Annotated in this window: 9 protein-coding genes and 2 tRNA genes; 9 read left to right on the top strand and 2 right to left on the bottom strand. The window is 37.8% G+C overall.

Translation table 11 applies throughout. The annotated features are described in order from the left end of the window. Positions 1 to 2 precede the first annotated feature (2 nt). Entirely contained in the window at positions 3 to 3,851 is a 3,849-nt protein-coding gene (locus KCG35_RS18605; protein ID WP_215821317.1) for a DUF637 domain-containing protein, read from the bottom strand. Between the two features lie 167 nt (positions 3,852 to 4,018). After that, positions 4,019 to 6,331, bottom strand: coding sequence for a two-partner secretion domain-containing protein (locus tag KCG35_RS18600; protein WP_215821316.1), 2,313 nt, complete (start codon positions 6,329 to 6,331; stop codon positions 4,019 to 4,021). Positions 6,332 to 6,767: 436 nt separating this feature from the next. Between KCG35_RS18600 and KCG35_RS18595 the strand changes: the two genes are divergently transcribed. From KCG35_RS18595 to KCG35_RS18555, 9 genes are all read left to right on the top strand, one after another. Beyond that, complete coding sequence (locus KCG35_RS18595; protein ID WP_215821314.1) at positions 6,768 to 7,880, top strand: NAD(P)/FAD-dependent oxidoreductase; 1,113 nt, start codon at positions 6,768 to 6,770, stop codon at positions 7,878 to 7,880. A 206-nt stretch (positions 7,881 to 8,086) separates the two neighbouring features. Next, positions 8,087 to 10,270 carry an AsmA family protein gene (locus tag KCG35_RS18590; RefSeq protein WP_215821313.1) on the top strand — a complete coding sequence of 728 codons (2,184 nt, stop codon included), beginning with the start codon at positions 8,087 to 8,089 and terminating at the stop codon, positions 10,268 to 10,270. 331 nt (positions 10,271 to 10,601) lie between these two features. Continuing rightward, positions 10,602 to 11,711, top strand: a complete 1,110-nt coding sequence (mutY, locus tag KCG35_RS18585) for an A/G-specific adenine glycosylase (RefSeq protein ID WP_215821312.1) — start codon at positions 10,602 to 10,604, stop codon at positions 11,709 to 11,711. A gap of 13 nt (positions 11,712 to 11,724) precedes the next feature. Next, positions 11,725 to 12,009, top strand: coding sequence for an oxidative damage protection protein (locus KCG35_RS18580; RefSeq protein ID WP_215821311.1), 285 nt, complete (start codon positions 11,725 to 11,727; stop codon positions 12,007 to 12,009). 96 nt (positions 12,010 to 12,105) lie between these two features. Then, a tRNA-Phe gene (locus KCG35_RS18575) sits at positions 12,106 to 12,181 on the top strand. A gap of 15 nt (positions 12,182 to 12,196) precedes the next feature. Continuing rightward, positions 12,197 to 12,279: transfer RNA gene (locus KCG35_RS18570), tRNA-Leu, on the top strand. A gap of 338 nt (positions 12,280 to 12,617) precedes the next feature. Further along, positions 12,618 to 12,872: a type II toxin-antitoxin system Phd/YefM family antitoxin gene (locus KCG35_RS18565; protein ID WP_215821310.1), complete on the top strand. Its 255-nt coding sequence runs from the start codon at positions 12,618 to 12,620 to the stop codon at positions 12,870 to 12,872. 281 nt (positions 12,873 to 13,153) lie between these two features. Continuing rightward, entirely contained in the window at positions 13,154 to 13,774 is a 621-nt protein-coding gene (locus KCG35_RS18560) for a hypothetical protein (RefSeq protein ID WP_215821309.1), read from the top strand. Positions 13,775 to 13,783: 9 nt separating this feature from the next. After that, positions 13,784 to 14,026: hypothetical protein (locus KCG35_RS18555; protein ID WP_215821308.1), on the top strand; the 243-nt coding region annotated here is incomplete at its 3' end.

Raw genomic sequence — 14,026 nt, 5'->3', positions numbered from 1 at the left:
TACTAGAACCTTAACTCAATTTTTCCAAATACTGGAAGGTATTCCAACTCTCTATGATCGGTAACAGTTCGCATTCCAAGTTTTATATTAAATTTCTTACTAAAACTATCACTAAGGTCAAATAGTTGTTGCTTACTCATCTTATTTGGTATAACCAAAGTTATATCTAGATCCCTTTTTGTAAAATCCGTTACTAAATGACCAAAGCTTGATGTTTTCTTAGGGTTTGTTGTTACACCTGTTACCCTGCTACCTGTAGCAAAACCACTAGCATCCTTAATACCAATTTTATTTAATTGATCTTTTATAAAGTTCTGTGCATCTAAAAATCTTTTTTCAGTAAAGCCATGTGGTATTTCAGGGACCTTAAAACTTGGCTTTGCCAAATCAGCTATTGCTCTATTAGATAAACTCGGATTAGCCTCCTTTAAAGAAAGTATTAACTCTGAGTTCCATTTCTGACAATCGAGTTGGGAGGCCAACAACTTGTCTGACGTAATTTCATTTATCGTATGACTGCCTGATGTAACCCTTGCCGGCCCAACACTTCTACCACCAAGTGCACGTTGTTGAGAAGACGTCAGCTTTCGCCAGTTAGGATGGTAAGGGTCATCCATCCAGGGACCTAGCTTAACCTTAGTTCCCCCCTTAAAAAAACTTTTGAAAGACCTTAGTGTTAATGGTCCACCTGGTAGCGCTAAAGAAATAACAAGTTCAGATATACCTGTAACTCTTTCAACTTCACCACTGTTATAACGTATTAATGTTTGAATATTTTCAGTAACTTCATTATTTCTTTTTGCTTCAAGAGCATTTAGCTTCTCTTCTAGTGTAACTAAGACTGGCTTGCCATGAGGACCAGTTTTTGTTTCATCACCTACTTTTATTTGTTTAAATACTTCCTGCGCAAAACGCCAATCAATTTCTTTTAAATAAGCTAAATGAAAAGTTATATCAATATCACTCATAAACCTTAATATGACGTTAGCATATGGTTTATGTGGATGATCATCAGGAATAGTTGCAGCCCACTCTCTTAACTCTCTGGCTTCTTTTTTTTCTTCTTCAGAAAGCTCTTTCTTTGAATTGATATTATCAAAAGCAATTGCAGCAAATAAAAGAGCTTTTTGTTGCTCAGGTTTTAACTTGCTATAATTAAGTGCGTTGTTCAATGCTGCATTCTCAGCTGTCTTTGCCGAAATACTAACATTTCCTCCTGTGGCAAAAGCAACTAATCCTGCAGATAAACGAGATAAGTCGGCGCCTCTTGCTCTCCATTTCTTAACCCATTCTCTTTCTTGATCTAATGTATACTCTTGACTAGCTTCTTTCCATTCTCTCAAGTCAGAAATGAATTCTTCTCTATATTGCTCAGCAACAAACTCCCCAACCACTGCTCCGCCAGCACCTGATATACAAGCTAATTCATTCTCATCAGTATCTTCTCCATCAATAGCTGTTGAAGTAGCACCCAGAACACAACCCAATGCTGCATGCAATATATACCTCGCAGCATCATTAATATCAGCACTACCTATAGTTTTTGCTAAGCTTTCACCTAGCTTATTGACAGACTCAAGTGCCAATGCATTAATAAAACGATCATCTAAATCCTTGCCATTACCTCCATTAATTAATCTATCAATCCCTACACGAATAGTTGCATGTGCCAGCATCTGTAACGACTGTTGAGGTATATCAATTAAAACAGAGCTACTAGCTGTAGCAGCTTGACTACCTACCTCGGCTGTAGGTGTTGAATTAAATAAGTTGCTATCAACCACATCTAAAACACCTGCGGTAACGACTGAAGTGGCTAATGATTTGATTGCTTGATTGGAACCTAAGTTATGAAGTGTTTCTCCTATACTATTTCCACTCGCAATACTGACCGTCGCTTGGGTAGCAATATTAGTGATAGCAGCCTGTGTCATCGCCACTAACGTTGAGTTTGTCGTCACGCCTGATAATAATGATGCACCAGCACCACCCGTTGCAACAGCAACAGCTATGCAAATTATTGCAGCAGATGCTTTTGTGAGACCTTGCTGTTTGTAGTCCCACTCTTCGAGCGCTAATTCAACATGTTGCCAATTGATATCACTTCGAGATCTAACATCCTTTAACCAAGCAAGTTCAGGAGATTGAGAAAGGTTGTTAATAATCTCATCTAGACTACCTTCACCAGCATATTCGATCCGAAAACCCTTTGCCGCATCTAACCTTAGAATCCCTCTCGCAAATAGCTCATTATAAAATGCTGTTTCTTTATTATGTCCATATCCTTGATATTTAAAGCGAAATGTACCTTCACTTTCGCTACTGTAACTATAAAAGCTTTTTTCCTTAGCTATTTGAACATCAATCGCACCATCTTCAGCAACTATCTCTGTGCTTCCCTCACTTTCAAGTTTTATTGCCCTAAGCACAATACCGCCTAATTTTGTATTAATAACGATATTATTACCCGATTTAATCAACGATCTTACTAAGGTAGTCGCAAGTTGTTGTTTCTCAGTAAACTCCCTTTCCTTACTGAAAAAACCTTCTAGTTCAACTTCATACTTTTCATAATAAGAGTAGCTGTCTTCATCATTTAAAATACGAATACCAAGTTTAGCCAAGATCTCAACAAGTGTTTTACCTTCCAGTTCAGAACCTTTTATCAACACCGTTTTCTCACTTATAAGAGAAAGAGCTTCTCCTGCGGTGAGTTTAGAAGGAATATTCTTAAGATAAGTTTCTTTGAGTTTCCACACTTCTGAGTTAAATTCATGGTGACTCTTTTTTTGCTGAGGTACTATATAAATTAAACCTCCAGCATTTAGTTTAATACTGCCCTGAGCACTAAACTCTCCTCCAATATTGGCAATATCACTTTTTGTGTCAATATTAATATCACCTATTGCTTTAATTGTAGCAATTGATCCTATTTGCTCATTAAATCCCATTGCGTAATTATGTCGCATAACAAGTGTGTTATTAACAACCTTATTTGCAATAAGCTTGAGCTGGTCGCCACTGATTGCCCCTGAATGATTTTCAATATTTCTGCCTGCAGCAATAATTATATCTTTAGCTTCGAAGACAGCGTTTTTATTAACAAAATTTTCACGTGCTTTAATCAAGGCATTGCGTCTAACTTGAATATGAGCACCATCAATAGTGATATTTTCAAAAGACAAGCTAGCTGAACCCAAAGAAACAGTATTCTTTTCAATCTTTGTATTAAGCGTTGTTTTCGATAGGTAAACGACAGGAACTAAAGCTTGCTGACCATTAATGTTAATTACTTCTGGCCAAATAAGGTCGTAGGGTATTGAGGATAATTTTTCCTTCGGAACTGGCTCACCAATTTTTAGTTTCCAAGATAGTGAAAGTCTAACACCATTCGTATACAGCTGTTTTATTTGGTCTTCATAGCTCTCATACCCTGGTATCCAACGCTGATGAATCAAAGTAGTAAGTTGGCTCTGAACCAAAGTCCTTTCAACAAAAGGAGTGCCGATGAATTTTGGCATATCCCTCATTGCTGGGATAAATATTGTGATATCACCAACACCAATAGGGATAAAATTTGTATCTAAAAGTGAATTATAATTATCTTTTTTTAATTTTTTATAAAAATATTCATACCCATTAAATATATCACCAGTTAAGTATTCAACCTCTTTAAATAAATACTCACTATCGCTGTTTGTAATAGTGGTTAGGCTCTCCAATGATGAAACAATTTGGTTTTGCGGTACAGAAGCTATCTGGGCATAAGCAGATAGCGCTATTGTATTAACAAATGAAAGCAAAGCGATAAAGGCAATAGCACGTAGCTTTCTAACGTAAAAATTAAGCATAGTTACTTCTTAAATTATTTACTAACAATACAAAACTAGTTTGGTCTACGCGATTCGTTTATCAGTTCACGATCAGTTAAAAAGATATTTTCCATTATGCTGTTGGAGTAGAGATCTTTATATATAAAGCAAAAATTCTTGAATTTAAACCTGGATACACATACTCTTTATTTAGCTTCCACAGCATCGACATCATTCAAGTTTATTGTTACCACCGACATATTATTGTGGCCTTTTAGTATTACCTCTCCACCAACAGCGAGCACTGCAAGCAAGCGCCCATTTTCTAGCTCACTCTTATACTCTTTTGCAGAAACGGACATACCAATACTACATCTTTTAGACCCACATGAACTACTTTTATGCACTCTTTTTCGTGTCGTAACAATAATTTTTTTAAGTTGAAGTCCCTTTTGCTCAAACTGCTTTATATCACCATTTAAGTGCCCAAAAATTTCTATAAAACTAAAATTATTTTCAAATTTTTCTAATACTTTAAAGAATCCATTTTTTCCAGCATAAATTCGTCCTGCTGGAGACAAAATGTTGACAAACTGCCTTTCCCCAAATACTGCTGTGCCATTATTACTGCCAATACCACTGGCCATTTTTGAAGAATCCAGAGCACTTCCTTCATTCCCAACTATAACTCTGGTAGAAGCATCCGTAACATGCTGAATGTTACGATCAATACTTACTACACTATAACGAACATCAGTTGTTAGGTGGTATCGTTCATTAATTAGATTAGCTGTATTTAACTTTAAGTCACCATTAACGACTTCTATAATAGCAGAGGAGTTTAAGATTGTTAGAGGCGAATCTATGAACAAACTACTACTTGCAGAAACTGAAACTTGACTTGCTTTTAAACTATCTATTTTTATATCGCCACAACTCCCCATCCTTGCAGTAACATGCTCACCATTTGACTTAAGGTCTTTGTTATTAGTACAAATAACTGAATAAGGGTTTATATTTTCAAATGTACTACCTTTAACATGTACGTTATTACCAATTATTGATGCCTTCAGGCTATCAGGAGTAACTTGTTCAGTATTTTCTGGATCTGGTGGATTCCTAAAAAAAGCGCCTTCCTTGAGCGGTTTACGGACTAGTAGTGAACGCTTTCTTCTTCTTTTTTGCTTTGGCTCAAGCTTATATGTTTTACGTGACCCATTTCTAATCAAGGACTCTGATAAAAGCGCAATATTTTCTCCAAGTACAGAGCCTCCAAATTGGTTAAATACTCTCTCTTTTCCTGAAAGGTATACTACCTCTTGGCCTTCTAAATGGCCTTCGTTAACAATACTCAAACCTGCAACATATATTTTATTACTACTTACTCTCCCGAGATTGGTAAAGTATTCCACTGCAGCAATATTCACAGTATTAGCCATAATATTTGGCACACCTGTGTTATTTTTATTGATCCGTATACTTGATGTCGAATCTATAGAGACTTGATTTGTGGCAGTTAAAGTACCATCAACGATAACCGTGCCATTTGCTTTTATATGTATAGCGTCATCGGGAATAATATTTTTACCTCGATATTGGCTAGACATTGTTAAATCTCCGACAGTCGATAATGCCATTGGTAATTCAACCTTTCCACCAAATACTGTCGAGTTAATCTTTATTCCACCAGCGATTATTTTAGCATCATTGCCTTGAAGTGCTGTGTAATCATCTTCTATACGACCTAAGACCGTGCTTTTAGCACTTGAGTATTTATATTGATTCTTCCCAAGCAGTACTTGAATATCACCACCAATAATGTTCAAAGATCCATTTTCGTCAGTCTCATACTCTCCATTTGCTAGGGGGCTAGCTTTTGAACTAGTTGATATATCACCATAAATAGACATCCCATAACTAATGAAGTCTAAAAAAGTGGCTCCAGAAGCCTCAAGTCCACCTTGCTCAATGGAAATATGCCCACTATCAACGGTAATTTTATCAATATCACCATCACTGGTTAAGTCAATTTGACCTGTACCAAAAACGACTCTTGGGCTGTCATTAAATGAGCAACCATTACAACTTATACCTGTCTTATTCACAAAAATAAGATCTGCAGGCTGCCCAATAACCTCAACTTTCCCTTCTAAATGTATTCCTCCCGTGTCTTCGGTTTCAATAATAATCACTCTTGCAGGACGACTTGATAAATTCAAGTTTAAGGAAGCATCATTAATTAGCTTCACAGGCTTTCCGAACGTATTGAAAGAGGAAAATTTATTGTAAGAAACATCATAACTATTAGTTGCAGCAATCTTTACGAGGTCAACGCCTTCATTATCAATTAGCTTAGCAAGTTGATTTTTATTAATACTAAGTTCATTTGTAATTTGATTTGAAACACCTCCGTAACAAATACTTGAAACAATGGTACACAAAGCTAAAAGGGAGCTATTTAATACTCCATTCATGCCATTTCTGAATTTACACCAGGATGCTATGATTTGCTTAATCATTGAGTTGGGTACTTCTAGATAACTTCGGAAAAGTATAATGGGAATTGAGATCTCAAACTTTCAAATTATATCATCTCGACTTTGGCCATTTAGAAGCTAAGGCATTGCAGGTAAAGCAATACAGTTAGTGTTTATAACCTGAATTAACTCATGTCTAATGAAAACCATGATATGAATTAATTCTAACCTGTTGTTTCTAATAGCTTATTTTTAGCTGTCATGTGTATTGAATGATGGCCAAAGTCGAGATCATGAAAAATTTGTATATTACATCAACAAGTACAATACTATTATGCTATAACTTCTACTTGAAAAAAGTTTTCACTTACTTAAGACAGTAGTGCTCTGTCTCATTCAGACTTAGGTACGTAGTTTGCTAACACTATACAATTCACCTACTATAATTTTTCACTCGTGCTTATAAGCATAGTCAGCTATGGAATCAGTTGATATCACAATCATTGGTGCTGGCGTCATTGGACTTGCAATTGCAGCACGTCTTGCCAAACCCAATAGAACAGTTGTTATCTTAGAGCAACATAAACATATTGGCGAAGAAATCAGTAGCCGCAACAGTGAAGTGATTCATGCGGGCATTTATTATCCACCTCAGTCCTTAAAAGCCAGACTCTGTGTGCAGGGAAAAGAACAACTGTACGACTTCTGTCAACAGTATCAAATACCCCACCGTCGCTGTGGTAAGCTGATTGTAGCAACCAGTACGAGTGATGAAGAACGCTTAGCTTCACTTCAGCAACAAGCCATCAATAATGGTGTAAACGACCTACAACTCTTATCTTCTCAACAAGTCAAACAACTTGAGCCCGCAATAAAAGCAACCAGTGCTTTGCTTTCACCCAGTACAGGGATTATAGATAGCCATCAGTTGTTGTTAACATTAACTCGACTGGCAGAAGAACGGGGAGTATTCCTTTTACGCAATACACAATTTAAACATGGGGAAATTTCGAACAACCCGTTTATTCTAGATGTTCAAACAAGCAAAGAAGCATACAAATTTTCCAGCCAAGTATTGATTAATGCCGGTGGCCTGCATGCACAAACGATCGCTAATAATTTGCAAGGTTTTCCCAAACATCATATTCCACCACTGTTCTATTGCAAAGGTAATTACTTTAAACTGGCTAGTCCGCTTCAGCTCGACCACTTGGTTTATCCCCTACCAGATACACAGACAACTGGACTGGGGATTCATGCCACCATCGACTTAACGGGTCAGGTGCGTTTTGGTCCCGATACAGAGTATATTGATAGTATTAGTTATGATGTCAGTACACATCACCTTACAACCTATTACCAAGCTATTCAGCGCTATTACCCTGCATTAAAAAAAGAGCAACTGATTCCAGACTATGCAGGTATTCGCCCAAAACTTCAGGCCCCAAACTCACCACCAGCAGACTTCATAATACAAACAGAAGCAGAGCATCAAATACCTGGCTTAATAAATCTGTTTGGAATCGAAAGTCCTGGTCTAACAGCTGCTCTCGCTATTGCAGATAACATTGCTAACAGCCTGAGTGACTAGCACTTTCACCAAAGCTAAATACGATACCGGTATGTTAGTACATTGTATTAACACACCATTATAAGGTTCTATCCCTCTATTCAGGGTCAAGTCATACCTGCTCTACTTGACGTCTATCACTAAATGGTGTGCTATGAGTACACTTTTTATGGTACTGCACACTGCCTCTTGCAAAGAGTAAACGTTTCGAGTCTAAGGAAACTGATATGAAGTCGGTTATTAAAATTTCATTAGGTGTCATTTTCACCTTAATACTACTGGTTGTGGTCGCAATTCTCGCATTGAACTTTTTTATCGATGCAGACCAATACAAAAAGACAATTCGCACCATCGTCAAAGATAACACTGGATTGACACTTGATATTGACGGTCCTCTTGAACTTTCATTTTTCCCAGCATTAGGCTTTTCAGCGAACAAGCTTACGGTAACCACACCTAAAGAAGAAAAACTCGTGTTAGTGGAATATGCTCAGGTTGAAGTCGAGTTATTTCCCTTACTGAGCAACGAATTAAAAGTCACTGCTCTTAATGTAGAAGGCGCAGAAGTTAATCTTGTTAAAGATAAAAAGGGCGTACCAAATTGGCAAATAGAAACAACAAAACCTCAAAATAAACCTGCCAGTAAAACAACACCGATAGAAACACCAGAGCAAGATAGTAACATCACATCAAATACAGAAAAAAACACGACAGAACTTAATATCAGTGCCGTTTCACTCAAAAATATTACCTTAAACTATCAAGACCAACAAAAATCACAAACATTCAACTTGAAAAATTTAAATGTGAGTGCCTCCAACATTGCTAATAGTCAGTTCTTCCCGATTAAAATTAGCTTTTCATCCTCTGGTAATAAACCCGATTTTAAGCTTGATGAAAAAGTTCGCACTGACTTTTTATTTGACCTTAAACAACAACGCTTTGAACTAAAAGGACTTTCATTAAGCAGTCAGGGTCAATTGACAGCCGAAAAAAAACCTTTTGTAATTAATTTAGATGTATCTGCAGAAAAAATTGAGTTAGCAAGTCAAGCACAGCAAATAAATATTAAAAACTTAACACTATCTGATAAGCAACTAACAGCTAAAAGCAATATATCACTGACAAACTTTATTAAACCTACGGTCAAAGGTGATATAGCTCTCTCTGTGGATAACTTACCCGACTGGCTACTTGGCTTAGGTATAAATTATAAACCTGCTAACCCAGACGCATTAAATAAACTTACATTCAATAGTCAAATTAATGGAGATGCTGGCAATATTGTACTGGATAAGTTAAATTTAACCGCAGGTGAGTTTAAACTCGATGGTAAAGTAACACTGGCTAACATTGTAAAACAACCTCGATATGAGTTTGATCTAAAAGGAAATGATTTAGTTGTAGATCACTTTACACCTGCAGCCAGCTCCGCTACAAACTCATCTGCATCGACGGCTAAACCGGAAAAAAATGCGCCAACTAAAACCTCTACTCAAGTTAAAACGGTTGATAATACCCCCATTCTACCGGTAGATACCTTACGTCAATTAAATCTAAAAGGTAAATTACACTTAAACTCACTCACACAGCAAAAAACAAAACTTGAGGATGTTAACCTTTCTATCAACGCTAATAATGGAAAAATACAACTGTCTCCAGTCACCGCAAAAACGTTAGGTGGCACAATCAATAAAACCGTTGCAATTGATGTCACGAAAAAAACACCCATGATTAATGTCACTGCCAAAGCTAATAATATTAATGTTCACCAGGCATTGATGAATTATGCCGATCTGAATGCATTAACAGGTGCAGCAAACTTAACCGGGCAGTTTTCGACAAAAGGCAATACCAAAACACAGTTGATTCAGTCTTTAAATGGTCAAGCCAACTTTGCCATTGCTAATGGTGAACTCACCCAGACCAATGTAGATAAAATTTTATGTAAAGCCATTGCTAAAGTAAGAAAAGAAAAAGTCAGTAAAAAAGACTGGGGGACAAGTACACCTTTTAAAGATATGTCTGGTCAAATCATTATTCGAAATGGTGTAGTTGATAACCAAAAACTCATCGCAAAACTTGAACAACTAAACATCGATGGTTATGGCACAGTTAACCTATTAACCGAATCTTTAGATTATCGATTGGGACTTACCATCACAGGAACCCAAAGCGATGCAGGAGAAGAAGCCTGCCAAATCAATAAGCGTTATGCGAACATCCGTTGGCCTATTCGTTGCCAAGGAGCATTTTCGGATAAAGAATTATGTGGTATCGATCAGGAAAAAATAGGTGAAATTGCTGCAAGCCAAGTCAAATCTGAACTTGAGCGTAAAATTGATAAAAAACTGGAAGAAAAACCTGAATTAAAACCCGTGGGTGATTTACTGAAGCGCTTTTTGGATTAACCCTATTTTTAATATTGATACTTTATCATCAGCAAAAGGTATAGCAGCTAAGCTATACCTTTTTTTACATCCTACCCATAAAAATCTAACCCAGACTAACTTTCAAAACAGAACTTCTGTTATACTTTCAACCAACTTTTTACAAACATGTGCACAACCACAAAACCATAAATCAGCTTTAGATTGATAACAAAGGCTATCCATCATCCCTGAACGCTGGCACATACAAACATCACTCAAAGTATTAACAACAGCGGGGATATTTTCTCTTTGCGTTACATAATAGATAATCTATCACCCTCGTCTCTTTATAAAAAAACAACATATATCCATGATTAGAGCCAATATTTTTAATCAAGCTGTATTACGCTGGTTTGACCGGCATGGCCGCAAACATTTGCCCTGGCAACAAAAGAAAACACCATACCATGTCTGGGTATCTGAAATTATGTTGCAGCAAACGCAAGTAAATACTGTAATTCCTTATTTTGAACGGTTCATGGTACGTTTTCCGACTGTAGCCAAACTAGCAGCAGCCGAAACAGATGAAGTACTTCATTTATGGACAGGGCTTGGCTATTACGCACGCGCCAGAAATCTTCACAAAGCCGCTAAGATGCTCTGTGAAACATACAACGGCCAATTTCCATCATCCGTTGACGAGTTAAGTACATTGCCTGGTGTAGGTAGATCAACCGCGGGAGCCATTGCCTCAATTGCGTTGGGACAACGTGCAGCCATACTTGATGGTAATGTTAAGCGGGTATTAGCCCGTTTTGAAACAATTGAAGGCTGGCCAGGCAGTACGCCTATTCAAAATCGACTATGGGAAGTCGCCGAACACTACACACCAAAAAAACGTGTAGCGGATTATACCCAGGCGATGATGGATCTTGGTGCAATGATATGTACCCGAACCAAACCTAAGTGTGATGAGTGCCCAGTACAAAAACATTGCCAAGGCTATCAAATAGATGACCCTACTCGTTTTCCAAGTCCTAAACCAAAGAAAACACAACCTATTAAGTCTGTAGCTATGCTGCTCGCTGTAAATAAGGATGGTGAAGTACTGTTAAACAAGCGTCCTGCGCAAGGAATATGGGGTGGGCTCTGGAGCTTTCCCGAAATGGCATTGCCTGATTTAGGCAATAATACAGTGACGCGCCAACAGCTTAACACGTTGGAAAAACAGCTTAAGCTTAAACTATCAAAACCAGTACATTGGTCTCCAGTAAAACATATTTTCAGCCACTTTCAGCTCAATATAATCCCTGTGGTCTGCCAGCTGGAGAGTCCACAGCCATTGCAAGTCATGGAAGACATCAATAGGCTTTGGTATAACGTCTATCAACCACCTTCAATAGGTTTAGCTGCGCCAGTTAAAAAGCTGATTAGCAAACTTGCGCACCAACAGGCTACACAGTATGCCATTGAGCTTTAATGGAGTTCTCAATATGACACGCACCATTTTTTGCCAAAAACTGAATAAAGAAGCCGAAGGGTTAGCAATTCCTCCCTACCCAGGAGAAAAAGGCCAGTGGATTTATAACAACATTAGTAAAGAGACGTGGGAAGCCTGGCAAAAACATCAAACAATGCTGATTAATGAAAAGCGACTCAACTTAATGGAGCCCAACACTCGAAAGTACCTCACAGAGCAAATGGATAAGTTCTTCGCTAATGATGAAGTGGATCAGGCTGATGGTTTTGTGCCTACGTCAGATCAACCTGAAAATTGAACACTATTTATACAACATTAGCCCATTTACAAATTTTTTTAACAACCAACTCTTGACTCTTTGTGCCGCTAACGGTTTAATAGCGGCCCGAGCGTTGCCCAGATAGCTCAGTCGGTAGAGCAGGGGACTGAAAATCCCCGTGTCGGTGGTTCGATTCCGCCTCTGGGCACCATTCTTATTCTTCCATGCCGAAGTGGTGGAATTGGTAGACACGCTGCCTTCAGGTGGCAGTGCCCTTTGGGCGTGGGAGTTCGAGTCTCCCCTTCGGCACTCTATTGCATAAGTTCTTGATTTTCCTAGATTTTTTCCTCTCAAAGTATCCTTAAGATATCTCAATTCTGTAGCAACTTCTAAGCTATTTATGTAGCAGTTTCGAATGCTTCTTGTCAAACCTTTTCGTCTTCTACTGTCCTCTATCTGTGTCATCAAAGTGTCTCTAAATGAGCTCTAACTAGACTCACAGCTAGATAATGGCTACAGGTCAGATATTGCCTAAATATGTAATGGACCAACCATTCACAGCCTGTGGACTTTATAATTAAGTGGAGATAGACCCCCTCTTGCTCTAAAGTATGTCCATTAAGCCCTGATGTGGGAGAAATAGAGACATGCAGAAGCGAACATTTAGTAGCTATGAGTTCACCCAAAACCCAAGTGAGGCAAAGGCTACTTCCCAGTTTGGTCCCGTTTTTATTACTGAACAAGGCAAACCAACCCACGTACTCTTAACAATTGACGACTATGAGCAATTAACTCAACTAGAACCAAGTATCTTAGATTTACTAAAGATGCCTGAAGATGAAGACTTTGATTTTGAGGCTTCAAAAATAGAAATAAGTACTAAACCCGCTGACTTTGATTGATGTCAAACTAAAGGATATCGTTAAGTTACTTACATTTATTATCAACTCTAAAAATTCAAACCTTACGCTTACTGTCTTACTATTTGCCAGTTATTATTTTCTATTATTCTCCACTTCAACATGAAAAGCTGGAAGCAGACGAAGATAATTATGGAACACCCTAGCCTTACCCAAATCTAGCGATAACTGGACGACATAATTAGAAGTAGCTCAAGTACTCTCACCCCCTTGTTGTGCTATGGTTCCATACTCTAAGTTTTCAAAGGATGGAGCACCTATCAGTGTTAAAGCATCTTGTTCTATCATCGTTACTTTGCTGGTCTATGACTGGAATAGCTGCACAGAGTGTAGATGTCAAAGAAGAGAAGCTACCAAGCGTTGAGACTTTATGTAAGGACCGCCCTACATGTAACCTTGTGGCTAAATCTATAGACTGGCCTAAAGCCGAATATGAAAAAAGCCTCTCTTATGAGATTGGTCCGTTCAGAATAAATTTACCTAAGAATGATATTCAACGATGGGTATCAACTGAAAAATCTCAATTTGTCATACTTGATAAAAAAGGTCTGGTATTTGAAATAAGAGAAAATCAAAACTCAATGGAGATAAAGCAATTCTTTGAGACTGCTTTCCAAAATAAGCCAGATAGCAAAACTTTAAAGGACATAACAAAGAAAGAAAAAGCAGAATTATTTGTATTCAAAATGATGCTTATTGAGGGCTCAAAGCTTTATATGTACGAAAAAGGCCCTATGAAAGCCTTTGAAGCTATTTCCCCTAATCTTTCTGTAGTCTACATAACTCATGACAAGCTAGAAAATGCGGCTTTAGCTATAGATGCTAAGAATTTGACCAGAGAAGAACTTCATAAAATTATTGCATCAGTTGAATCTACACTTTAAGGACGATGTATGCCTACACCTGAACAACAAACACTTGTAGCAGAGATTCTTACAGTTATTACTGGTGATGATTTCTTCTTAAAGAATAAGCATAAAATCAATGACAACTTTATGGTTGCTGCTGAAGACGCCATAGCCTCCTATAAAAGCTGTATTAATCACTCAGGACGTTTTGCAGCCCTTATGAAGTGTATCCCTACTGGTCCCAATGTTAGAGGCTGGCTAACGAAGTGTACAACCAACTCTTTTCAG

It is taken from the genome of Zooshikella harenae, assembly GCF_018837975.1.
Classification (GTDB): Bacteria; Pseudomonadota; Gammaproteobacteria; order Pseudomonadales; family Zooshikellaceae; genus Zooshikella; species Zooshikella harenae.
The sequence above is the reverse complement of the archived record's forward strand: the minus strand, read 5'-3'. Positions and strand labels throughout refer to the sequence as shown.